Annotated in this window: 22 protein-coding genes and 1 pseudogene; 17 read left to right on the forward strand and 6 right to left on the reverse strand. The window is 74.6% G+C overall.

Annotation, left to right across the window (positions count from 1 at the left end; translation table 11 throughout):
• The 14 genes and pseudogenes from ABD944_RS38900 to ABD944_RS38965 all read left to right on the forward strand — a co-directional run.
• Nucleotides 1-385, forward strand: a pseudogene (locus ABD944_RS38900) (histidine kinase); the annotation flags it as partial.
• Nucleotides 382-837, forward strand: a complete 456-nt coding sequence (locus tag ABD944_RS38905; RefSeq protein ID WP_378188546.1) for a roadblock/LC7 domain-containing protein — start codon at nucleotides 382-384, stop codon at nucleotides 835-837. The pseudogene ABD944_RS38900 and the gene ABD944_RS38905, both read left to right, overlap by 4 nt.
• A gap of 3 nt (nucleotides 838-840) precedes the next feature.
• A complete protein-coding gene (locus ABD944_RS38910; RefSeq protein WP_345186301.1) occupies nucleotides 841-1,221 on the forward strand; it encodes a DUF742 domain-containing protein in 381 nt (126 codons plus the stop codon).
• A complete protein-coding gene (locus ABD944_RS38915; protein ID WP_345186303.1) occupies nucleotides 1,202-1,852 on the forward strand; it encodes a GTP-binding protein in 651 nt (216 codons plus the stop codon). The genes ABD944_RS38910 and ABD944_RS38915 overlap by 20 nt, the downstream gene beginning before the upstream one ends.
• Nucleotides 1,853-1,957: 105 nt before the next feature.
• A complete protein-coding gene (locus ABD944_RS38920) occupies nucleotides 1,958-4,588 on the forward strand; it encodes a sensor histidine kinase (RefSeq protein WP_345186304.1) in 2,631 nt (876 codons plus the stop codon).
• Nucleotides 4,585-5,031, forward strand: a complete 447-nt coding sequence (locus ABD944_RS38925; protein WP_345186305.1) for a roadblock/LC7 domain-containing protein — start codon at nucleotides 4,585-4,587, stop codon at nucleotides 5,029-5,031. The genes ABD944_RS38920 and ABD944_RS38925 overlap by 4 nt, the downstream gene beginning before the upstream one ends.
• 1 nt (nucleotide 5,032) lies before the next feature.
• The gene (locus tag ABD944_RS38930) at nucleotides 5,033-5,428 is read left to right on the forward strand and encodes a DUF742 domain-containing protein (protein WP_179833175.1); all 396 of its coding nucleotides are present in this window, start codon (nucleotides 5,033-5,035) and stop codon (nucleotides 5,426-5,428) included.
• Nucleotides 5,409-6,014 (forward strand): GTP-binding protein, encoded by a 606-nt coding sequence (locus ABD944_RS38935; RefSeq protein ID WP_345186309.1) that lies wholly within the window; start codon nucleotides 5,409-5,411, stop codon nucleotides 6,012-6,014. Before ABD944_RS38930 ends, ABD944_RS38935 begins: the two co-directional genes overlap by 20 nt.
• Nucleotides 6,015-6,397: 383 nt before the next feature.
• Nucleotides 6,398-7,585, forward strand: coding sequence for an ROK family transcriptional regulator (locus ABD944_RS38940; protein ID WP_345186312.1), 1,188 nt, complete (start codon nucleotides 6,398-6,400; stop codon nucleotides 7,583-7,585).
• A gap of 28 nt (nucleotides 7,586-7,613) precedes the next feature.
• On the forward strand, nucleotides 7,614-9,137 hold the full coding sequence (locus ABD944_RS38945) for a sugar ABC transporter ATP-binding protein (protein ID WP_345186315.1): 1,524 nt from the start codon (nucleotides 7,614-7,616) through the stop codon (nucleotides 9,135-9,137).
• A complete protein-coding gene (locus ABD944_RS38950; RefSeq protein ID WP_345186319.1) occupies nucleotides 9,134-10,204 on the forward strand; it encodes an ABC transporter permease in 1,071 nt (356 codons plus the stop codon). Before ABD944_RS38945 ends, ABD944_RS38950 begins: the two co-directional genes overlap by 4 nt.
• Before the next feature lie 92 nt (nucleotides 10,205-10,296).
• A complete protein-coding gene (locus ABD944_RS38955; protein WP_345186321.1) occupies nucleotides 10,297-11,361 on the forward strand; it encodes an ABC transporter substrate-binding protein in 1,065 nt (354 codons plus the stop codon).
• Between the two features lie 100 nt (nucleotides 11,362-11,461).
• On the forward strand, nucleotides 11,462-12,601 hold the full coding sequence (locus tag ABD944_RS38960; protein WP_345186323.1) for a Gfo/Idh/MocA family protein: 1,140 nt from the start codon (nucleotides 11,462-11,464) through the stop codon (nucleotides 12,599-12,601).
• Entirely contained in the window at nucleotides 12,601-13,605 is a 1,005-nt protein-coding gene (locus ABD944_RS38965) for a sugar phosphate isomerase/epimerase family protein (RefSeq protein ID WP_345186325.1), read from the forward strand. Before ABD944_RS38960 ends, ABD944_RS38965 begins: the two co-directional genes overlap by 1 nt.
• 24 nt (nucleotides 13,606-13,629) lie before the next feature.
• On the opposite strand, the gene ABD944_RS38970 is transcribed toward ABD944_RS38965, so the two are convergent.
• Nucleotides 13,630-14,481, reverse strand: coding sequence for an LLM class F420-dependent oxidoreductase (locus ABD944_RS38970; protein ID WP_345186327.1), 852 nt, complete (start codon nucleotides 14,479-14,481; stop codon nucleotides 13,630-13,632).
• 65 nt (nucleotides 14,482-14,546) lie between these two features.
• On the opposite strand from ABD944_RS38970, the gene ABD944_RS38975 reads away from it, so the two are divergent.
• Nucleotides 14,547-15,032 carry a MarR family winged helix-turn-helix transcriptional regulator gene (locus ABD944_RS38975; RefSeq protein WP_345186329.1) on the forward strand — a complete coding sequence of 162 codons (486 nt, stop codon included), beginning with the start codon at nucleotides 14,547-14,549 and terminating at the stop codon, nucleotides 15,030-15,032.
• 12 nt (nucleotides 15,033-15,044) lie between these two features.
• Here the strand turns inward: ABD944_RS38975 and ABD944_RS38980 are convergent, their stop codons facing one another.
• From ABD944_RS38980 to ABD944_RS38990, 3 genes are read right to left on the reverse strand one after another with little or no spacing between them, the layout of a single operon-like run.
• Nucleotides 15,045-15,740, reverse strand: a complete 696-nt coding sequence (locus ABD944_RS38980; protein ID WP_345186332.1) for a cupin domain-containing protein — start codon at nucleotides 15,738-15,740, stop codon at nucleotides 15,045-15,047.
• Between the two features lie 9 nt (nucleotides 15,741-15,749).
• Nucleotides 15,750-16,667, reverse strand: coding sequence for an NADP-dependent oxidoreductase (locus tag ABD944_RS38985; protein WP_345186396.1), 918 nt, complete (start codon nucleotides 16,665-16,667; stop codon nucleotides 15,750-15,752).
• 35 nt (nucleotides 16,668-16,702) lie between these two features.
• Nucleotides 16,703-17,287, reverse strand: coding sequence for a Uma2 family endonuclease (locus tag ABD944_RS38990; protein WP_345186335.1), 585 nt, complete (start codon nucleotides 17,285-17,287; stop codon nucleotides 16,703-16,705).
• Nucleotides 17,288-17,492: 205 nt separating this feature from the next.
• On the opposite strand from ABD944_RS38990, the gene ABD944_RS38995 reads away from it, so the two are divergent.
• Together ABD944_RS38995 and ABD944_RS39000 are read left to right on the forward strand one after the other, a co-directional pair.
• Nucleotides 17,493-18,056, forward strand: coding sequence for a DUF1707 SHOCT-like domain-containing protein (locus ABD944_RS38995; RefSeq protein ID WP_345186338.1), 564 nt, complete (start codon nucleotides 17,493-17,495; stop codon nucleotides 18,054-18,056).
• A 112-nt stretch (nucleotides 18,057-18,168) separates the two neighbouring features.
• The gene (locus ABD944_RS39000; protein WP_345186340.1) at nucleotides 18,169-20,664 is read left to right on the forward strand and encodes a sialidase family protein; all 2,496 of its coding nucleotides are present in this window, start codon (nucleotides 18,169-18,171) and stop codon (nucleotides 20,662-20,664) included.
• A gap of 231 nt (nucleotides 20,665-20,895) precedes the next feature.
• On the opposite strand, the gene ABD944_RS39005 is transcribed toward ABD944_RS39000, so the two are convergent.
• Nucleotides 20,896-21,081: a hypothetical protein gene (locus tag ABD944_RS39005; RefSeq protein WP_345186343.1), complete on the reverse strand. Its 186-nt coding sequence runs from the start codon at nucleotides 21,079-21,081 to the stop codon at nucleotides 20,896-20,898.
• Nucleotides 21,082-21,234: 153 nt separating this feature from the next.
• Nucleotides 21,235-23,103 (reverse strand): endonuclease/exonuclease/phosphatase, encoded by a 1,869-nt coding sequence (locus ABD944_RS39010; protein WP_345186346.1) that lies wholly within the window; start codon nucleotides 23,101-23,103, stop codon nucleotides 21,235-21,237.
• Between the last annotated feature and the right edge of the window lie 50 nt (nucleotides 23,104-23,153).

Genomic DNA, 23,153 nt, shown 5'->3' on the forward strand with positions numbered 1-23,153 from the left:
GGCGCCCGCCGAGCCCGCCGCGCCGTGGGGCGTCCCGGACCGGCCGGCGCCCGCCGCGCCGCCGCGTCCCGCCCCGAACCCCTGGTCGGACGACGCCCACCCGCCGGCGCCCGAGGGCCCCGGCGGCGGCGCCGAGAACACCCCCGAGGCCGCCGGTGAGGACTGGCAGCCCGCGGGGACCCACGCCGGGTTGCCCCGCCGCGTCAGGCAGAGGAACCTGGCCCCGCAACTGCGCGACAGGCCCCCGTCGCCACCGCCGTCCGGCGGTGGCGCGACCGGGGCCGTCGCACGCTCGCCCGAGGAGGCACGCTCGCTGATGGCATCGATACAGCAGGGATGGCGGCGCGGACGCGCGTCCGACATGGGGGATGAGGGGACCCGATGATGCACAACACCGTGACCGGTGAGTTGAACTGGCTGCTCAACGACTTCGCCCAGCGGGTCACGACGGTGCGGCAGGCGGTGATCCTGTCGCGCGACGGGCTGGCCGTGGCCGCCTCCAACGAGCTCGCCCGCGAGGACGCCGAGCACCTGTCGGCGCTGGCGTCCGGCGTGCAGAGCCTCGCGCGCGGCGCCGGGCGGCACTTCGCGGGCGGCAACGTCCGCCAGACCATCATCGAGATGGACGCGCTGCTGCTGTTCGTGACGGCGGCGGGCGACGGCACCTGCCTGGCGGTGCTCGCCGAGGCGGAGGCCGACGCCGGCCTCGTCGCCTACGAGATGGCGGTGCTGGTCAAGCGGGTCGGCCAGCACCTGCAGGCGAGCCCGAGGTTCGGAGCGGAGGCGGGCGGTCAGGGGTTCGGAGGCGCCGGGGGGTCCGCGCCGCGGGGCTTCTGACCGATGACCCCGCCGGGAGAGCGCTGGCTGGACCGGGAGGCCGGTCCGCTCGTGCGCCCCTACGCGATGACGCGGGGGCGGACCCGTCCCGAGGGCGCGGGCTTCGAGCTGATCGCGATGGTCGCGGCCACCGGCGTCCCCCCGGGCGACCGGCTGCGCTACAGCCCCGACCACGCGCGGGTGCTGCGCGGCTGCGCGCGGCCGGTGACGGTGGTCGACCTCGCGGCCGACCTCGGCCTGCCCCTCGGGGTCGTGCGGGTGCTGCTCGGCGACCTGCGGGACAAGGGGCTCATCGCGGTGGTGGACGAGGCGCGCCCGGCCGAGGGCCGGCGGCCCTCGTCCGGGGTGCTGAGGGAGGTGCTCAATGGACTCCGCGCGCTCTGACCGGGCGGCGGCCGGGCCGGGCTTCGGGGCCCGGCCGCCGGTCACCACCAAGATCCTGATCGCGGGCGGGTTCGGCGCGGGCAAGACCACCATGGTCGGCTCGGTCAGCGAGATCCGGCCGCTGCACACCGAGGAGCTCCTGAGCGACCGCGGGACCGGGGTCGACGACGTGGCGGGCGTCGCCGCGAAGGAGACCACGACCGTCGCCATGGACTTCGGCCGGATCACGCTCTCCGACCAGCTGCTGCTCTACCTGTTCGGCACGCCCGGCCAGGAGCGGTTCTGGTTCATGTGGGACGAGCTGGCGGCGGGCGCGATCGGCGCGGTCGTGCTCGCCGACACGCGCCGGCTGACCGGCAGCTTCCCCGCGATCGACTACTTCGAGCGCCGCGGCGTCCCGTTCGTGGTGGCCGTGAACTGCTTCGACGGCGAGCGGACGCACCGGCCCCGCGACATCGCCATCGCGCTCGACCTGGACCCCGGCGTCCCGGTGGTGCTGTGCGACGCGCGCCTCCGCGAGTCGTCCAAGGAGGTGCTCGTCGCGCTGATGGAGCACGTGCTGAGCTGGCCGGACGACGAGGACGAGGCGCCCGGCGGCCGGAAGGCCGATCATCGTGAACCCGCGACGTAGTAGGCTCCCGCACACCCCCGTACTCCACGCATCGGGAGGTTTCCCCCGCATGTCCCGCCCCCCAATGCCGACCGCGACACACGTGAGCAGGGTCCGCCAGCCGTGATGGGCCCCCGTTTCTCCTCCATCCGGGCGAGGATCAGCCTGCTGGTCCTCGTGCCGTTGCTGGCGCTCGCCTCGCTGTGGGTGTTCCTCACGGCCTTCACCTACGGCGACGCGAACCAGTTGCTGCGGAGCCGCGAGTTCCAGGAGAAGACCGTGCTGCCCACGCAGCACCTCATCGACGCGCTGCAGAAGGAGCGGCGGCTGACGATGGCCGAGCTCGGCGGCGCCCGCCTCGACGCCGGCGTGATGCGGACGCAGCGGCAGACCACCGACGACGTGGCCGAGAAGGTCCGCGAGGGCGCGCGCGACAAGGGCCTGCGGGGCTCGATCCTGCCCCAGGTCGCCGACCGGCTGGACGCCTTCGTGGAGCGGATCGACACGCTGCACGGCGTCCGCCAGGGCATCGACCAGCGCGTCTCCGACCGCGAGCGCGTCCTGAGCGAGTACAGCGGCATCATCGACGCGGGCTTCGCCATCTACAACGCGACCACGCCGGGGGACGGGTCCATCACCGCGCACGCCCGCACGCTCGCCTCGTTGGGCCGCGCCCGCGAGTTCATGTCGCGCGAGGACGCCCTGCTGTCCGGCGCGCTGGCCGCCGGGCACATCACGACCGCCGAGCGTGGGCAGTTCGCGCAGCTCGTCGGCGCCCAGCGGATGCTGTACGCCGACAACGCGCCCAACCTGCACCACGACTACGAACGCTACGAGCGGCTCGCGGCGTCCCCGCCGTTCGTCCAGCTGCGGTCGCTGGAGGACCAGGTCATCCGCGGCGCCGAGCCGCCCCGCGCCGCCGTGCGCACGACCCCCGAGGCGAGCACCCGGCCCGCCGCGGGGGCCCGCACCGGGCAGCCCGCCGCCCGCGCCCCGCACACGCCGGTCATCGAGCCCGCCATCTGGCGGTCGCTCGCCGACACCGTCAACGGCCGGCTGTTCGAGCTGGAGAACAGGGCCCTCGACGACGTCGTCGACCACGGCGAGAACATCGCGATCAGCGCCTTCACCCGCCTCGGCCTCGCCGGCGGCGTCGGCCTGCTCGCCATCGTGCTGTCGGCGCTGCTCGCGGTCCGGGTGTCGCGGCGGCTGCTGGAGGAGTGCCGCACGCTCGCCTCCGGCGTCGTGGACTTCACCCGCATGCGGCTGCCGCTGCTGGCCGAGCAGGTCCGCGCCGGCGCCTCCGTCGAGCCCGAGGCCGCGCCCGACATCGACTACCGCATCACCGAGATCCGGCAGATCGCCGAGTCCTTCGACCGCGCCCGCGAGGCCGTGCTCGTCGCCGCCGAGGGCGAGGTCGCGGCCCGGCGCGGCATCAGCGAGGTGTTCGTCAACCTCGCGCGCCGCAACCAGGCGCTGCTGCACCGGCAGCTCAGCCTGCTCGACACGATGGAGCGCCGCACCGAGGACCCCTCGGAGCTGTCGGACCTGTTCCGCCTCGACCACCTCGCGACGCGCATGCGCCGGCACGCCGAGGGCCTGGTCATCCTGGCGGGCAAGACCGCCGGCCGCGGCTGGCGCCGTCCCGTCCCGCTGGTGGACGTGGTGCGCGGCGCCGTCGCCGAGGTCGAGGACTACCCGCGCGTGCGGGTGCAGCCGCTGCCGCGCGTCTCGCTGCTCGGCTCCGCCGTCGCCGACGTCATCCACCTGCTCGCCGAGGTGGTGGAGAACGCCACCACGTTCTCGCCGCCGCAGTCGCCGGTGCGGGTCAGCGGCCACGCGGTCGCCAGCGGGTTCGCGATCGAGGTCGAGGACCGCGGCCTCGGGATGACCGAGGAGGCGCTGCGCAGGGCCAACGAGCGGCTCGCCCACCCGCCCGAGTTCGACCCGTCCGACAGCGCCCAGCTCGGGCTGTTCGTCGTCGCCCGGCTGGCGCAGCGGCAGGACATCACCGTCACCCTCCGCCCGTCCCCGTATGGGGGGACGACGGCGATCGCGCTGATCCCGAGCTCGCTCATCGTGGAGAGCGCCGAGCCGGAACCGGCCGTGCGCCGCGCCACCGGCCCCATGCAGAAGCTGCCGAGCGCCGCCGCGGCGCTCCCGGCGGCCACGCCCGGAGGCGAGTCCGGCGGGTACGTCCGGCTCGTCGCCGAGGCCGAGCCCTACCGGCCCGAGCCGGCGCGTCCGGCCGAGGAGCCGGCGCCCGCGGTGCCTATGGCGCCCGTGCCGGCCGCGACGCCTCCCGCCGAGGCGGAGGCGCCGCCCGCGCCCGCCCGGCCCGAAGAGCGGCCGGAGCCCGTCCCGCCCCCGCGGGAGGGAGAGCTGCCCAGGCGCAGGCGGCAGCAGCACCTGGCGCCCCAGCTCAAGGAACGGGTGGACGCGCACCTGGCCGCGCAGGGGCAGGCCCCGCCGACCGCTCCGGAACCGGCCGCGCCCCCGGCGCAGCCAGCCCCGGAGCCGGCCGGGACGCCGCTCGCGGCGCCCGTCCCCATGGACGCTCCCGCGGACGGGGCCGGCCGCGACCCGGCCGGGACCGTTCCCGCGGGCGAGGACCCGGACGACGGCGCCGCCCGCTCGCCCGAGTCGATGCGAACGATGCTGTCCAGCATGCAGCGCGGCTGGCAGCGCGGCAGGCAGGACGCGGCCGACGCGGAGGCCGCGGGACACGTAGGCGACCAGGAGGACGACGCCCCATGACACAGCCCCAGCACTCCGGCGCGGAGGTCCCGGGCGGAGCCGGAGGCGAGCTCAACTGGCTCCTGGACAGCCTCGTCCAGCGGGTCGCCCCGGTGCAGAACGCCGTCGTGCTGTCCAGCGACGGGCTGCGGATCGCCGCGTCCAGCGGGCTGGCGCCTGAGGAGTCCGACCACCTGTCGGCCGTGGCCGCCAGCTTCCAGAGCCTCGCCCGCGGGGCCGGGGAGTCCTTCGGCGGCGGGCCCGTCCGGCAGACGATCGTGGAGATGGAGTCGTCGTTCCTCTTCGTCACCGCCGCCGGCCGGGGCGCCTGCCTGGCCGTCCTCGCCGACGCCGAGGCCGACCTCGGGATCATCGCCTACGAGATGGCGATGCTCGTCACCCGGGTCGGCCAGCACCTGTCGGCCAACCCGCGCGTCGTCGCGGCCGAGTCCGGCGGAGCGTGAGGTGGGCGGCACGGCGTGGTACGACGACGCGGCGGGCCCCGTCGTGCGCCCGTACGCGCTCACCCGAGGCCGGACGCACTACGACGGCGTCGAGTTCGACCTGGTCGCGCTGATCGTCGCGGCCGACCCGCCCGAACCCGCGGAGGACGCCCACGCACTTCCGGCGACCCCATGGGCGCCGGAGCCCGAACATGACATGATCCTGGAGCTTTGCCGCACCCCGTTGTCGGTCGCCGAGATAGCGTCGGATCTGGAACTTCCCCTCGGGGTCGTCCGTGTCCTGCTCGGCGATCTGCTCGACCACTCGCTGATACAGGTCCGGCGCCCCGCGCCGGTGGCGCAGTTCCCCAGCGAGCGCGTACTCAAGGAAGTGATCGATGGAATCCGTGCGCTCTGACGCGGCCGCCCAGCAGGGCGACTCGGCGCTGACGGTAAAGATCCTCGTCGCCGGCGGTTTCGGCGTCGGCAAGACCACCCTGGTCAGCGCGGTCAGTGAGATCCGCCCGCTGCGCACCGAGGAGGCGCTGACCGAGAAGAGCATCGGGATCGACGACACCACGGCCGTCGCGTCCAAGACCACCACCACCGTGGCGATGGACTTCGGGCGCATCACCCTGCCCAACGGCCTGGTGCTGTTCGTGTTCGGCACCCCCGGCCAGGACCGGTTCTGGTTCATGTGGGACGAACTGGCCAAGGGCGCGCTCGGGGCGGTCGTCCTCGTCGACACCCGCCGCCTCGCCGACTGCTTCGCCTCGGTCGACTACTTCGAACGCCGCGGCGTCCCGTTCATCATCGGCGTCAACCGCTTCGACGGCGCCGGCCAGCACTCGGCCGACCAGGTCCGCGACGCCCTCGACCTGGCCCCGGAGATCCCCGTGATCTCCTGCGACGTCCGCGACCGCGAGGACGCCAAGCGCGTCCTCATCAGCCTCGTCGAACACATCATGCGAACCATGAGCACAGGACGACAGATGGCGTATTGATTGCTTTTTCTCCTCCTTCGGGCCTGGCGGCCCTCCATCGTCGAGAAAGCGGGCGATCGCTGGCATCGCTTCGACTCGCCTAGCGGCTCGCTGCGCGATCAGGTTCTCGCAAGCTCGAACCTGCCTTCGGACGCGATCGCGGCGGTGAGGTCGTCGCGTGGTTGCGGTGGGGGCTGAGGTAGGCGGTTAGGCGGGTTACGGCCCCGCTCGGCGTGGTTGTGCGCTGGGCGGGGTCGTTCTGTGTCCGCAGCTTTGTCTTCTGAGTGTGGAAAGTTTGGAGATTCTGAGGGAAAGGTCTTCTCAGGGCGGCGAAAGCGGGTTACGGTCTCGGGCATGAGACCGGCGTCACACCGCGCCGGGCCCGATCCCGAGAGGACGGCGTGATGCGCATGTCGGCTCGCCCGCAGAACGTGCACCAGGCACGCCTGCTGCGGCTGCTGCGTGACGAGGGGCCGCGCTCGCGCGCCGAGCTGGGCGACGTCGTCCGGCTGTCGCGGTCCAAGCTGGCGGTGGAGCTGGACCGGCTCGTCGAGCTCGGTCTCGTGGAGGGCGCCGGGCTGGCGGCCTCGCGGGGCGGGCGGCGGTCGGGGATCGTCCGGCTGTCGCCGCGGCTGCGGTTCGTCGCCTTCGACATCGGGGCGACCTCGATCGACGTGGCGGTGACCGACGGCGCGCTGGAGGTCCTCGGGCACGTCAGCGAGCGGTGCGACGTCCGGCAGGGCGCGACCGTGGTGCTGGAGCGGGCGCTGGACCTTCTCGGCAAGCTGCGCGACGAGGGCCTGATCCCGCAGGTGCACGGGACGGGCATCGGGGTGCCGGGGCCGGTCAGCTTCCGCGACGGCATGCCGGTCGTCCCGCCGATCATGCCCGGCTGGGACCGGTTCCCGGTGCGGGACGCGATCGGCCAGGAGCTCGGCTGCCCGGTCCTCGTCGACAACGACGTGAACCTGATGGCCCTCGGCGAGCTGCACGCCGGGCTCGCCCGGTCGGTGGACGACTTCCTGCTCGTGAAGATCGGCACCGGGATCGGCTGCGGCATCGTGGTGGACGGCGCCATCTACCGGGGCGTGTCCGGCAGCGCGGGGGACATCGGCCACATCCGGGTCGACGACGACGGCCCGACCTGCGCCTGCGGCAACGCCGGATGCCTGGAGGCGTTCTTCGGCGGCGCGGCGCTCGCGCGGGACGCCGAGGCGGCGGCGCGGTCCGGCCGCTCGCCCGCCCTCGCGGCCCTGTTGGAGACCCACGGGCAGCTGACGGGCGAGCACGTCGGCGAGGCGGCCGCCGCCGGCGACCCGTGCGCGGTGCAGATCATCCGGGAGGGCGGCCGGCACGTCGGCCAGGTCCTCGCCGGGCTCGTCAGCTTCTTCAACCCCGGCCTCGTCATCATCGCGGGCGGCGTCGCGGGCCTCGGCCACGCGCTGCTCGCGGAGATCCGCAGCGTCGTGTACCGGCGGTCCGCGCCGCTCGCGACCGGCAACCTTCCGATCGTGCTGTCCGAGCTCGCCGGCGCCGCCGGCGTGGTCGGCGGCGCCCGGCTCATCAGCGACCACGTCTTCTCCGCGTCCTGACCCCCTCTCCGGCCCCCGAGGAGGCCCGATGGGCTCGCCCGAACCCGAACCGCTGCTGCGGATGCGCGGCATCGTCAAGCAGTTCCCCGGCGTCCGCGCCCTGGACGGCGTCGACCTCGACGTCCGCCCCGGCGAGGTGCACTGCCTGCTGGGCCAGAACGGCGCCGGCAAGTCCACGCTCATCAAGGTGCTCGCCGGCGCGCACCAGCCCGACCAAGGCGAGATCGTGTTCGGCGGAGCGCCGGTCCGGCTCGCCGGACCCACCGCCGCCATGCGCGCCGGGATCGCCACGATCTACCAGGAACTCGACCTGGTGGACGGCCTGTCGGTCGCCGAGAACATCTTCCTCGGGCACGAGAGGGCCCGCTTCGGGTTCACCCGCCGCGGCGAGGCCGAGCGGGCGGCGCGGGAGCTGCTCGGGCGCCTCGGGCACGGGGAGATCCCGCCGCGCCGCGAGGTCGGGCGGCTGCCGGCGGCGGGCAAGCAGGTCGTCAGCATGGCCCGGGCCCTATCGCACGACGCCCGCCTCATCGTGATGGACGAGCCGTCCGCCGCGCTCGCCCACGACGAGGTCGCCAACCTCTTCCGCATCATCCGGGAGCTGACCGCGGCCGGTGTCGCGGTGGTGTACATCTCGCACCGGCTGGAGGAGATCCGCGAGATCGGCGACCGGGTGACCGTCCTCAAGGACGGCCGGTCGGTCGCGGGCGGGCTGCCCGCGCGGGGCACCTCCACCGACGAGATCGTCTCGCTCATGACCGGGCGCGACGTGGAGTACGTGTTCCCCCCGCGGCCCGAGCCCGAGGACGGCCGCCCCGAGGTGCTGCGGGTCGAGGGCCTCACGCTGCCCGGCGCGTTCGAGGACGTGTCGCTCACCGTCCGCGCGGGCGAGATCGTCGGGCTCGCGGGGCTGGTCGGGTCCGGGCGCTCGGAGATCCTGGAGACCGTCTACGGGGCCCGGCGCCCCGCCCGGGGACGGGTGCTCGTGGACGGCCGCCCGGTCCGTCCCGGCGACACGGGCGCGGCGGTGCGGCGCGGCATGGGCATGGCGCCCGAGGAGCGCAAGAGCCAGGCGCTGCTGCTGAACGAGACCGTCGCCGCCAACGTCAGCGTCGCCTCGCTGCCGCGCTACGCCTCGTTCGGCTGGCTCAGCCGCCGCCGCGAGCTCGCCGACGTGCGGCGCCAGATCGAGTCGCTCGACATCCGGCCGCCCGACCCGCGGCGCCCGGTCGTGACGCTGTCGGGCGGCAACCAGCAGAAGGTCGTGCTGGCCCGGTGGCTGCTCGGCACGGCCGGGCTGCGGCTGCTGATCCTCGACGAGCCCACCCGCGGCGTGGACGTCGGCGCCCGCGCCGAGCTGTACGCGGTGATCCGCGAGCTGGCCGGGCGCGGGATCGGGGTGCTGCTGGTGTCCAGCGAGGTACCCGAGGTGCTCGGGCTCGCCGACCGCGTCCTCGTCGTCCGGGAGGGGCGCGTCGTGCACACCGGCGACGCCCGCGACCTCGACGAGGGCGCCGTGCTCAACATGATCATGGAGGGGAGTGCCCTGTGACCGGCACCTTTCACTCCGGAGGGTCGGCCCCCCGGACCGAGAAGAACACCGGCGAGCACGGCGGGGCGCCCGCCCGGCCGACCGGCGGGGGCGGGGGGCCGCGGCTGCCGTTCGCGCGGGGCGGCGCCGGGAGCCGCGAGATCCACCACCTCGGGCTCGTCGCCGCTCTGGTGCTGCTGTCGGTCGTCGGCCTGGTGACCGAGCCCGGCAACTTCGCGACCTCGGGCAACGTCGTCGGCATCCTCGCGCTCGCCGCCACCATCGGCGTGATCACCGTCGGCCAGACGTTCGTCATCATCGGCGGCGGGATCGACCTGTCCGTCGGGTCGGTGATGGCGCTGGCGTCGGTGTGGGCGACGACGGTGGCGACGCAGTCCTACGGCCCCGCGGTGATGGCGCTGTGCGCGGTCCTCGTCGGCACCGGCGCGGGAGTCGTCACCGGGCTGCTGATCTCCTACGGGAGGCTGGTCCCGTTCATCGCCACCCTCGCGATGCTCGTCGCGGCGCGGGGGCTGGCGCAGCGGATGTCGGACCGCAGGACCCAGCTCGTCCGGCCGGAGAACGACGCGATCGAGGCGCTGTCCACCACGAAGGTGCTCGGGCTGCCGCTCGTCGTGTACATCTTCGCCGCGGTCGCCGCCGCCGGATGGCTGCTGCTCAACCGCACCACGTTCGGCCGCCGGACGTTCGCGGTCGGCGGCAACCCCGAGGCGGCGCGGCTGGCCGGCATCGACGTCCGCCGGCACACCCTGCTGCTGTACGCGCTGTCCGGGTTCTGCTGCGGCGTCGCCGCGCTCATCATCATGGCCCGCACCACCACCGGCTCCAGCACCCACGGCGACCTGTACGAGCTGGACGCGATCGCCGCCGTCATCATCGGCGGGACGCTGCTCACCGGCGGGCGCGGCACCGTCGCCGGGTCGATCCTCGGCGTGCTGGTGTTCACCCTCATCACCAACCTGTTCATCCTGAACGGCCTGCAGACCAGCGACCAGCTGATCGCCAAGGGCGCGATCATCGTGATCGCCGTGCTGCTGCAGCGCCGCGGGCTCCGCTCGCCCACCTGAGGACACCGCCCGACACCCACCCCACGTCCGGCGCCGCGCGTCCCGGGGAACGCGCGGCGGGGGACGCCCCATCCCTTGATCAGGAGCACGTCATGCGTGATCAGAGCCCCCGTCCCACCCGCAGAGGCGTCCTGTTCGGCGGCGCCGTCGTCGCGGCGGGCAGCCTCGCCGCGGCCTGCACGAGCAACAGCGAGAAGGACGACCCGAGCCCTGCGGCGCAGGCCGGGTCGCTCGCCGGCGACAACGACAAGCCGGGCAAGCAGGTCACCATCGGGTTCTCCGCGCCCGCCGCGGACCACGGCTGGATCGCGGCGATCGCCAAGAACGCCGAGGCGCAGGCCAAGAAGTACAAGGACGTGACGTTCAAGCCGGTCGAGCCGACCAACGACATCAACCAGCAGATCTCCGCCGTCGAGTCGCTGATCCGCGCGAAGGTCGACGTGCTGGTGATCCTGCCCAACGACGGGGAGCAGCTGAACCAGGTCGCCCGCAAGGCGATGGACGCCGGCATCCCGGTCGTCAACCTCGACCGTGTCTTCCCCGACAAGCTGTCATACCGGACGTGGGTCGGCGGCGACAACTACGGCATGGGCGTCTCCGCCGGCCACTACATCGGCAAGAAGCTGAAGGGCAAGGGCGCCTCGAACCCGGTGATCCTGGAGATCCAGGGGATCGCGACGCTGCCGCTGACGCAGGACCGCAGCAAGGGCTTCGCGGACGCGCTGAAGTCCTACGGCTACACCGTCACCGCCAAGCAGGACGCCAAGTTCACCGTGGAGTCCGGCAACCAGGTCGCCTCCAACCTGCTCCAGGCGCACAAGAAGATCGACGCGTTGTGGAACCACGACGACGACCAGGGCGTCGGCGTGCTCGCCGCGATCAAGCAGTCCGGCCGCAAGGAGTTCTTCATGGTGGGCGGCGCGGGCTCGGCCAACGCCATGCGCGATATCAAGTCCGGCGGCGGCGTGCTGGAGGCCACCGTCACCTACCCGCCGACCATGGCCGCGTCCGCGATCAAGCTGGGCCGGCTCATCGCGCAGGGCAAGGGCATGGCCGACCTGGTCGAGCTCCAGGTGCCCCAGTCGATCACCCTGGCCTCCGAGACGGTCGCCAAGGACAACGTCGACACCTACATGCCGCTCGGCTTCGAGTCCTGAGCGGCGGGGGCGCCGGCGCGCCCGCCCCCGGAGGGCGGGCGCGCCGGCTCGGGGGACCGCGGCCCGCCCCCGGAACACGACACAGAGAGGTGAGCAGAACATGACGACCGTCGGAGTCGGGATGGTCGGGCACGCGTTCATGGGACGCGCCCACTCCCAGGCGTGGCGCAGCGTGGGGCCGTTCTTCGAGCCGCCGCTGAGACCCGTCATGACCGCCCTGGCGGGACGCTCCGCCGAGCGCGCCCGCGCAGCCGCCGACGCGCTCGGCTGGGCGTCGGTGGAGACCGACTGGAAGGAGCTGCTCCGCCGCGACGACGTCCAGCTCGTCGACATCTGCACGCCGGGCGACAGCCACGCCGAGATCGCCGTCGCCGCGCTCGACGCGGGCAAGCACGTGCTGTGCGAGAAGCCGCTCGCCAACTCCGTCGCGGAGGCCGAGGCGATGGCCGCCGCCGCGGAGCGGGCGCGCGAGCGCGGCGTCCGGTCGATGGTCGGGTTCAACTACCGGCGCGTCCCCGCCGTCACCCTGGCCCGCAGGCTGGTGGACCAGGGGCGCATCGGCGCCGTCCGGCACATCCGGGCCCAGTACCTGCAGGACTGGCTGGCCGATCCGGAGGCGCCGTTCACCTGGCGGATGGACCGCGACCGGGCCGGGACGGGCGCGCTCGGCGACATCGGCGCGCACATCATCGACACCGCGCAGTTCATCACCGGGCACAACCTCGTCGGGGTCTCGGCGCTGATGGACACGTTCGTCCCGGAACGCCCCGTCCCCGGCGGCGGGACGGCGCGGGTCACCGTGGACGACGCGGCCCTGTTCGTCGGGCGCACCGACGGCGGAGCGCTCGCCTCGTTCGAGGCCACCCGGTTCGCCACCGGCCGCAAGAACGCCCTGCGGATCGAGGTCAGCGGCTCCTCCGGCGCCCTGGCGTTCGACCTGGAGTCGCTGAACGAGCTGTGGTTCCACGACCGCGAGGAAGACGGCGCGACCGCCGGCTTCCGCAGGATCGTCGTCACCGAGCCCGTCCACCCGTACGCGGACCGGTGGTGGCCGCCCGGCCACCTCCTCGGCTACGAGCACACGTTCACCCACCAGGCCGCCGACCTGCTCACCGCGATCGCGGACGGCACCGACCCGCGCCCGTCGTTCGCCGACGGACTGCAGGTGCAGCGCGTCCTCGCCGCGGTCGCCGGCAGCGCCGAGGCCCGATGCTGGATCGACGTCGAAGGGAGCGAATGATGACACGACCGGTCACGCTGTTCACCGGCCAGTGGGCGGACCTGCCGTTCGAGGAGGTCTGCCGGCTGGCGGCCGGCTGGGGCTACGAGGGCCTGGAGATCGCCTGCTGGGGCGACCACTTCGAGGTCGACAAGGCCCTCGCCGACGACGGCTACGTCCCGCGCAAGCTGGAGACGCTCGCCGAGCACGGCCTCAGGGTGTGGGCGATCTCCAACCACCTCGTCGGGCAGGCCGTCTGCGACAACCCCGACGAGCGGCACCAGGCGATCCTGTCCGAACGGATCTGGGGCGACGGCGAGCCCGAGGGCGTCCGGCGCCGCGCCGCCGCCGAGATCATGGACACCGCCCGGGCCGCCGCGCGGCTCGGCGTGGACACGGTGGTCGGGTTCACCGGCTCCTCGATCTGGCACACGGTCGCGATGTTCCCGCCCACCCCCGAGTCGATGGTGGAGCGCGGTTACGCCGACTTCGCCGAGCGGTGGAACCCCATCCTGGACGTGTTCGACGAGGTCGGCGTCCGCTTCGCCCACGAGGTGCACCCGAGCGAGATCGCCTACGACTACTGGACGACCGTCCGGACGCTGGAGGCGATCGGGCACCGCCCCGCCTTCGGGCTGAACTTCGACCCGTCCCACTTCGTGTGGCAGGAGCTCGACCCGGTCGGGTTCCTGCTCGACTTCCGCGACCGGATCTACCACGTCGACTGCAAGGACACGAAGGTCCGCACGGGCGACGGCCGCCGCGGCCGCCTGTCGTCCCACCTGCCGTGGGCGGACCTGCGGCGCGGCTGGGACTTCATCTCCACCGGCCGCGGCGACGTCCCGTGGGAGGACGTCTTCCGCGCCCTCAACGCGATCGGCTACACCGGCCCGATCTCCGTCGAGTGGGAGGATGCCGGAATGGACCGCCTCCAAGGGGCCCCCGAGGCCCTGGAGTTCGTCCGCGCCCTCAACGCCATGGAACTCCCCACCACTTCTTTCGACTCGGCGTTTTCCAGCGATTGAGCCCGCGGTGTGCCTCCTGGTGGCTCAGGGGGCGGGGCGGGCGCCCAGGGCGTGGGGGGCGTGGTCGGTCACGAAGCGTTCCAGTTCGGACGGCGAAACGCCCATGGGCGGGACGACGATGAGCCGGTCCACGCCCAGCTCGCCGTAGTCCCGGACGTACCCGGCGTCCGGGGGGCGGGGCGGGCTGATCGAGACGTGGAGGGGATCGCGGCCCTCCTCTGCGGTCAGGGTTCGCAGGCGGGCGATCGTCTCCGCGGCGGCGCGGCGTCCGAGCATCCACCCGTACCAGCCGTCGGCGTGCCGGGCGGCCCGGCGCAGCGCGGCGGGGCTGTGGCCGCCCGTCACGACGGGGATCGGCCGCTGAACGGGCCGGGGGTGGGCGTCCACGCCCGCGAAGTCGACGTGGCGGCCGTGGAAGGACGGTTCGTCGTCGTACCAGAGGGACCGCATCGCCGCGAGGTACTCGTCGGCGCGGGCCCCGCGCCCCTCGGGCGGGACGCCGACCGCGCGCATCTCCGGCTCCAGGTATCCGGCGGCGGTGCCGAAGACGAGCCTGCCCCGGCTGAGCACGTCGACGCTGGCGAGCTGCTTGGCCAGGACCAGGGGGTTGCGCTGCGGCAGGACGACCACGCCGGTGCCCAGCGCGATCCGCTCGGTGCGGCCGGCGAGGTGGGCGAGGGCGACCAGCGGGTCCAGGAACGGCGCGTCCGGCTCGGCGGGGGACGGCGCGACGCGCGGGCGCGGCAGCACGACGTGGTCGCCGGCCCAGACGGAGTCGTATCTGAGGTCCTCCGCCAGGGCGGCGATCCGGGCGGCGACGTGCGGGTCGGCGCAGGCGTGCAGGTTGACGGCGAAGAGCCCGAGAGTTGGTGCCATCCGTAGATGATCGAACTTTTCTATGATCGAGTCAACTGATGATCGAACGGATATATCCTGCTGCCATGGCGGAGGGTGCGATGCGCGACGGGCTGCCGGAGGGGCTCGCGTCCCTGGCGGGCTTCCAGCTGTCCAAGTGCGGGTGGTGGCTGGAGCAGCGGCTGGAGGAGGAACTGGAACCGCTCGGCATCCGTGTGCGGCACTTTCTCGTGCTGGCGATGCTCAGCACGTCCGAGACGCTGTCGCAGCAGGAGATGGCCGACTACCTGCTGCTCGACCCCACGCTGATGGTCGGGCTCGTGGACGACCTGGAGGCGCGCGGCCTCTGCGAGCGTGCCCGCGACCCGCACGACCGGCGGCGGTACCGCGTCCGCGTCACCGAGGACGGCCGGGCTCTGCACCGCCGGGCGCGCGCCCTGGCCGACGCGGTCGGCGAGGACGTCTTCGGGCCGCTGTCGGACGGCGAGTTGAGCACCGTGGTCCGGGCGATCGGCCGGGTCATGGAGCCGTTCTGGGCGGAGCAGGCGGTGCGCCCGCGCCGCAAGCGGTGAGGGGCCCGGCGGTCAGAGGGCGCGGAAGTCGGCGAAGTCGAAGCCGGGGGAGACGACGCAGCTGACCAGGACCTCCTCGCCCCCGGCCGGGCGGGCGGCCTGCCAGGCGCCGGGCGGGACGAGGGCCTGCGGCACCTGACCGCCCGCGACGTCCGCGCCCAGCGTGACCTGCTCGGGCGCCGGGGACGGACGGTCGCCGTCCCCGCCGAGCAGCAGGGTCAGCGGGCCGCCGGAGTGCCACAGCCACAGCTCCGCCGACCGGACGGCGTGCCAGATCGACTCCTCGCCGGGCGGCAGCAGGAAGTAGATGGCGGTGGCGGCGGCCCGCTCGCCCGGGTAGCCGTCCGGCGTGAACGCCGCGTCCGACCGCCACGTCTCGCGGTACCAGCCGCCCTCGGGGTGGGGCAGCAGGTCCAGCGCCTCGGCGGTCGCCGGACGGTCCAGGGCCGCGACGTGCCGGCCGTCGGGGCCGCGCCGCAGGTGGCGGACGCGGGACGCGGTCGTGCGGTCGACGACGCCGCGCGCCGGGACGACGCCGGGAGCGGGGTCGAGGGTGACGGCGACGAGCGGGCCGCCGGTGAACTCCCGGTCGGCTACGGCCAGCAGGCCGGGCTCGTCGTCGGGCGCCCACACGGCCTCCGCCTCTCCGAGGACGAAACGGGGACCGGGCTGGGCCCGCCAGGCGTCGAGCGTCGTCAGCAGCAGCACGCTCCGAGCCTAGACCGTCAGCACGATCTTTCCGGTGACCCGGCCGGTCTCGCCGCGCTCGTGGGCCTTCGCCGCCTCCTCCAGCGGGAACACCGAGTCGATCTCGGCGCGGAGTTCCCCGGCCCCGGCGAGCGCGGCGATCCGCTCCAGCGCGTGGTGGTCGGGCTCGACGAGCAGGCTCTCCGCGCGGACGCCGGTGGCGTCCATGGCGTCGAGCCTGCTGAGCACGAGCGACACCAGCGTCCCGCCCGGCCGGAGCACCCGCAGCGAGCGCGGCCCGTAGTCGCCGCCGATGGTGTCGAGGACGACGTCCACGTCCTCGACGACGTCCGCGAAGTCGACGCCGCGGTAGTCGATCGGCTCGTCCACGCCGATCCCGCGCAGGAAGGCGTGCTTGCCCTCGCTCGCCGTCCCGATCACGTGGGCGCCGCGCGCCTTGGCGATCTGCACGGCCAGATGCCCGACCCCGCCCGCCGCCGCATGGATCAGCACCCGCCGGCCCTCCCGCACGTCGGCGGTGTCGACCAGCGCCTGCCACGCCGTCAGCGCGGCCAGCGGCAGGGCCCCGGCCTGAACGTGGTCGATGGCGGACGGCTTGGCGACGAACGTCCGGGACGGCGCCGCGACGTACTCGGCGTGGGAGCCGGCCCCGAACGGGTAGCGGAGCATCCCGAAGACCTCGTCGCCCGGCTTGTGCAGCGTCACGCCCACGCCGACCTTCTCCACCACGCCGGAGACGTCCCAGCCGAGGGTGAACGGGGGCCTGCCGAGGAAGCCGCCGTGGGCCCGGTGCTTCCAGTCGGTCGGGTTCACCCCGGCCGCCCGCACCCGGACGAGCACCTCCGTGGGCCCCGGCTCCGGCCGCTCGACCTCGACCACCCTGAGCACCTCGGGCCCGCCGAGGACGTCCTGCCGGATCGCGCGCATCTTCTCAGTCATGGGACGTAGAACCGCGCCGCCCGCTAGTCCATTTCGGAGAGGCGGGCCGGGTCGAAGGTGATCGGGTAGGGGCGGTCCAGGGCGAGGGTCTCGCCGGAGCGCGCCTTGCCGGCCAGTTCGTAGCGGCCGTCGCGGAGTTCCAGCAGGGTGAGGGCGGGACGCGGCTCCAGGTCGACGAGCCAGTAGTGCGGGATGCCGGTCGCGGCGTACTCGTCCACCTTGCGGACGCGGTCGATCTGCTCGTTGACCGTGCGCGGCGTGACGACCTCGGCGACCAGGAGGAGGTCGGGGCCGTAGTAGGTGCGGGTCTGGCGTTCGAGCGCCGCGCGGGCCACGTCGCGGGCGACGACGAAGACGTCCGGCTTGCGGACGCCCGCCGGGGTCGTGACGTCCTGCGGCGCTCCGGCGACGTGCACGTCGGCGTCCGCCTGCCGGGCCGCCTCCTTCAGGACGGTCTTGAGCTGCTCGGCCGCGTGGTCGTGCCACAGGTCGCCGGGCAGTTCGTTGAGCCAGCCGTCGGCGAGCTCGTAGCGGCGGCCCTCCTCGGGGAGCGCGTCCAGGTCGTACAGCGTGTACGGACCGTGCGCACGGCCGACCGTGCCGCCCATGGACCGACCCCCTGACCTCGATGAACGGGCTGATCCGAATCTAGTGGACGGCCGTCCGGAAAGAGCGCAGCCATGATCGCGCGTCGGGATGCGGACGAATGTCTCGATAGCCGAGCGACGGCGAGTTAAGATACATCGCGTCTTGACCCTCCAGTCGCTGGAGGAGCCAGGCTGTCGAGGCGGAAACGCCCGAAGGAGAGATGCGATGAGCGTCGAGCAAGACCGCGCCGTGCCCGCCGTGCGCGCCTCGGACCGCGACCGCGACGAGATGCTCGTCCGGCTCCACACCGCCTTCGCCGAGGGGCGGCTGAGCGAAGCCGAGCTGGACGAGCGCATCGACCTGGCCCTGGCCGCGCGCACCTACGACGACCTGGGCGCGCTGGTCGCCGACCTGCCGTCCGGGCGGGCCGCCCGGGAGGAGACCGGGAGGGCGCCCGCCGGACGGTTCCAGGTCGCCTACAAGGGGTCGGTGGCGAAGGCCGGGCGCTGGCGCCTGCCCGAACGGTTCACGACCGTCGTCTACAAGGGGACGGGCCTGCTCGACCTCCGCGAGGCCGACCTGGACGGGGAGGTCACGACGCTGTGGGTGCTCGCCTACAAGTCCACGGTGCAGATCGTCGCTCCGCCTGGGGTCCGCGTGGAGGCGGACGGCGTGGGCGTGTCCGCCGAGGTCCGCGGCGCCCCTCCGTCCGGGGCTCCGGTCCTGCGCGTCAAGGGCTACGCCTACAAGGGAGCGATCGACGTGAAAGATCGGATATCTCGGGCGTGAGGTGATAGAACGCTCCCGCGGCCCCATCGGCCGCCGTTCACGTGGATGTCAGTACAAGGCCGCCCGTGGCGCGATGTGATGGTGACTCGACAGGGACCGTGAAGGAGCGCGTGTGACGGCGAGGACCCCGGAGCAGCACGAGGCCCGGCGGACGGCCGAGGAGGGCCCGGCGGACTCCCGCCACGTGCGCCGGCGCCTCACCTTCGGCGTCGCGGGCGATCTCGCCGACATGCCGGCCGCGCGGTCGCCCTGGCAGCGCGCCTACGAGGCGTGGCGGTCCGCCGGGCTGGACTGGGGCCACGGCGCTCCGGCCCCGGAGGCCGCGCCGAGGCCCGCGGGCCGCGACGCCGCCCGCGCGAAGTCCCCGGCGAAGTCCCCGGCGAAGTCCCCCGCACAGCGCGGGCCGGCGCGGCCGCGCCCGGTGAGCCCCGACCCGCACGACGTCCGGGTCGCCGGTCCGCCCCGGCCCCGGCCCCCGCCGGAGCCCGGGCCGGCGATGCGGTCCGGACCCACGCGGCGGCTGCGCGCGCGTGCCGCGGTCTCGGCCGGGCTCGCCGTCGTCGCCGCCGGCGCGGTCTACGCGGTGTCCCTGGGCGACGACGGGCCTGCGGAGCAGGGCGTCCCCGGGCCCGTCGCGGCGGACCGGCTGTTCGCCCCCGACCCCGCCGCCACGAGCGACGGCCTCGTCCAGGACCTCACGACCATCGCCTCCGCGGGCGGCACCGTCGTCGCGGCGGGCACCGAGGGCGACGGCGTCCCCGGCCGGGAGCGGGCCCGCTTCCTCGTCTCCGCCGACGCGGGGCACGCCTGGTCGCTCGCGGCGCTGCGCACGGCGGACGGCTCGGCCGTGCCCGCCGGCGACACCCCGCGCCTGATCGACGGCGGCGCGGGACGCTGGGCGGCGCTCGGCCGCACCTCCGCCGGAAGCGTGACGGCGTGGACGAGCGAGGACGCCGCGACCTGGACGCGCCGCCCGCCCGCCGCGGGCTTCACACCGTCCGACCAGGTGAACGACCTGGCCCGCACCGGCCAGGGCTTCGTCGCCGTGGGCGCGTCCGGAGGCCGCGCGGTGGCCTGGAGTTCGGCGGACGGCCGCGCGTGGCAGCGCGTCGACGGCCTCCCGGGGATCATCGCCCTCGACCGCGTCGCGGCCTCCGGCAACGTGATCGTGGTCCACGGGACCTACGGCAGGAAGGTCACCGAGAAGCGGGGCAGGAAGAAGGTCACCCGGACCGTGCGGACCGACGGCCTCTGGCGGTCCACCGACGGCGGCCGGACGTGGACGTCCGCCGGGGTCCCGCAGGCGCAGGGCTCGTTCGGGCCCATGAAGGGCCTGGCGGTCGGCCCCGGCGGGTTCGCGACCGTCCGCGAGGGCCGGCGGACGACCGGCCGCGGGAAGCACCGCAGGACGGCGCGCTTCGGCGTCCTGTTCACCTCGGCGGACGGCACCGGCTGGCGGGCCGCGGGCCGGTTCGGCGGGGGAGGCGTCGAGCGCTTCGACGGCACCCCCTCGGGGCTCGCCGTCATCGTCCGGGGCGCAGCGGCCGGCCAGCGGGGCGCGCGCACCGTCCTGCGCAGCGCTGACGGCCGCACCTGGCAGCCGGGTGGCGCCGTCCCCGCGCCGGTGCGCGGCAGCGGACTGACGGTCGCCGACGGAAAGATCAACATCTCCGGGCGGCAGGGCGACGACGGCTACCTGTTCGGCGTGGACCTGCGCACCGTCCCGGGGGCCGTCCACCCCGAGCGCTCGGTCAGGTCGCTCGCCGCGGGGCCGGGGGTCTCCGTCGCGGTGGGCAGCACCAACGGCAACGCCGCGGTCTGGACGTCCCCCGACGGCCGCGCGTGGAGGCGCGCCGGGTTCCCCACCACGGCCGGCCTGCTGTCCGACGCCGTCCGCGGCGGGCGCGGCTGGCTGGCCGTCGGCCGCGCGTCGGGCACGTCCCCCGGCCCCCTCGCGCTGACGTCGCAGGACGGTCTCACCTGGCAGAAGCCCGTTCTCCCGGCGGGCCCGCCGCCCGTGGCAGCCGCCGCCGGGCCGGCCGGGTATGTCGCGGTGGGGACCGGGGTCGCCTGGCGCTCGGCCGACCTGCGCACCTGGAGCCGCGCGGGCCTCGACGGCGCACCGGCCGACGTGGCCGCGACGAGCAGGGCCTACGCGGCGGTCGGCGGACGCGGCAGGGTGCCCGCGGCCTGGACGTCCCCGGACGGCCTCACCTGGACCGCCGCCCGGCTTCCGGCCGGCCTCACCGCTCCGCTGACCCAGGTCGCGGCCCGGGGCGACACCCTCGTCGCGATCGCGGGCGACGCGGCCGCGCTGGTGTCCACCGACGCCGGGGCGAACTGGACGCGGCACGACCTCGGCCCCGGCCTGAGCGCCACCGCGCTCGCGGCGACGCCGCGCGGTTTCGTCGCGGCGGCCTCCGCGAAGGACGACGCGGCGGTTCTGACGTCACCCGACGGCGTGAGCTGGCGGCGGGTCGCCGTTCCCGGCCTCACCGGACCCGGCGACCAGCGCCTCACGGCCCTGTCCGCCGCGGGCTCCACCGTCATCGCGACCGGCGCCGACGCCGACGCCCTGATTCTCTGGCGCGCCCCCGCGCTCGGCTGAGCGCGGCGGCGCGGCGGTCAGCCGTTGCAGCCGCAGGAGCAGCCCTTCGCGCACGAGCATCCGCCGCCATGTCCGCAACTGCAGTCCTTTTTCGTCATGAGCGGAAAGTAACTTTTGCGGCACTTGTCGTCTATGGCCCGGGTGGGGACGTGCACCTGTCGGCAAGGACACGGGCCGTCCCTCCGCGGGGGAAGAGGGACGGCCCGTGCCCGGTTCGGGGGACGCGAGGGTTCAGAAGTTGATGTGGAAGTCCACGCCGAGCAGGACGAGGATCCAGAGGAAGACGGCCAGCAACGCGCTGACGATCTTCTCGACCAGGCCCTCGTCGATGTAGCCGCGGTCCCAGGCGATGAACACGCCGATGATCAGGTAGATGAGGCCGAGCAGGCTGATGTGCGGCCGATATCGGGTCGCCATGGAAGGCGTCTCCTCCCGGTGGGGGGTTGTGCCGATCGGACGCTGCCCCGCCGGTCAGGAGAAAAACCCCGGAGGTATTCCGGACCTAACCGTGACGCTACTTTCGGCATCTCCCAAATTCGGAGACCCTATCGGCCGCCCGCCCGGGGGCCTCTACCGGCCGGTCACCGCGATGCGGACGACCGTGGGATCGCGGTCGCCGGCGCGGTCGGCGAACTCCGCGCTGCGGTGCACCACGTCGAACTCGTGCCGGTTCGCGCGCAGCGACGGGCTCAGCAGGATGTGGTCGAGGTCCTCGGCGTTGCCGCCGGTCACCGCCGTGTAGCGGTCGCCCGCGGGCAGTTCGGCGGGCAGGTCGGCGAGTCCCGCGCCCTGGGCGAGGGTGCGGACCGGGGCGGAGGTCCCGCGGTCGCCGAGGTCGCCCGCCACGATCACGCGGGCCCGGGCGTCGGCCTTCCGGACGGAGTTCACGAAGCCCGCGACCACGCGGGCCTGCGCGTCCCGGCGCCACTGGGTGGGCTGGGAGGGCGGCTGGCGGCGCCCGAACAGCGGCTGGTCGTCGCCGGTGCGGGGGAACCACTGGTTCGCGACGACGATGATGCGGCGCCCCCGCCAGGTCACCTCCCCGGCGATCGGCTTGCGGGCGCCGGCCCACGCGGCGTCGCCCGGCGCGATCCGGCCGGGGCTCAGCTGGGCGCCCGCCGCGCCGCCGCGCGGAACGGCCCGGACCGGCGTGACGGCCGGGTCGGGCCGTGCGGGCGGGGCGTCGGGGACGGGGTCGGCCAGCGCCGGGCGGTCGACGAACGAGAGGCCGCGGTCGGTGCGGAACAGGAACCCCACCCGCTCGTTGGTCCCCTTGCGCCCGCCGTCGGCGTTGTCGCGCGGCTCGACCGAGCGCCAGTCGTAGGCGGGGCCGCCCGCCGCGCTGATCGCCGTGACCAGCTGCGCGACGCTCTGGTCGTCGGCGACGGTGCCGTCGTCGTCGGGGCCGCTGTTGTCGCCGAGGCCGCTCACCGCGACGAGGTCGGGGGAGCGCAGGCCGTCCACGATGTCGCGCGCGGCGGCCTCGAAGCGCGCGGCCGGGGCGTCGGGGTCGAGCCCGTCCAGCCCGGCGGTGGCGACGGCGAGCTCGCCGGGGCGCTGCGGCCGGGTCGCCTCGCGGGCGAGCCCGCCGGGGGCGCGCCTCGGCGTCGCGGTGAGCAGCAGCTTGTAGTCGGCGTAGGAGTAGTCGAGGACCCCGGTGTTCGCGCCGGGCAGCCGGTCGCCGACGTCCATGCCGGGCAGCGGGGCGAGCGCGTCGTCGAGGATGACGCGCTCGGGGTTGGCGTCGCCGTCGCGCAGCAGGACGCCGCCGCGCGCCGTCCGCGGCCCGGCGCCGGCGCCCCCGGAGGGCAGCACGGGCAGCTCGCCGAAGCGGGACGGACCGGCCGCGACGGCGTCGCGGAGCTCGATCCGCATGCCTTCGAGGGCCTCGTAGAAGTCCAGGGCGTCGCGGCGGGGGTCGAACGCGCCGCCGCGCTCCACGTTCCCCAGCCCGTGGTCGATCACGCCCGGCGGCCTGAGCCCGCCGGCGCCGAGCACGAGGGCGGGCGGCGGGGGCGTCCCGTGCGCGTCGACCGTGGTCGCGGTGGCGTCGATCTCCGTGCGGGTCAGCCCGCCGGACGCGCCCCCGTCCGGCCGGAACTCGCTGACCCGGCCGTCGACCCGGACCGCGTCGCCGGCCGCCGCACGCGGCCGGTCCCGGGTGAAGACGAAGACGCCCTCGGACGTCGCGGCGCTCCTGTCGGGACGCGGGTCCTGCATCCAGAAGCCGTTGGAGGTCACCGCCGTCACGACCCCCGGGACCCGGGCGACCGCGGCCCCGTTCAGCGGCGATATGTGCGCCGCGCCCTGGATGTCGTGGATGCGGACGGCCCGCGGAGCGGCGTGCGCGGCGGAAGCCGGGAGGAGGGCGAGCGTGACGGAGCCCGTGAGCACCGCCGTGATCGCCGCCGTGGCCGGGAGCCTCCGCAGACCGTGCACCAACCGCGCTCCATGACGACTCGCCGCCCGACCCGAACAGACAAGGATGA

The organism is Actinomadura verrucosospora (assembly GCF_039540335.1).
Lineage (GTDB): Bacteria > Actinomycetota > Actinomycetes > Streptosporangiales > Streptosporangiaceae > Spirillospora > Spirillospora verrucosospora.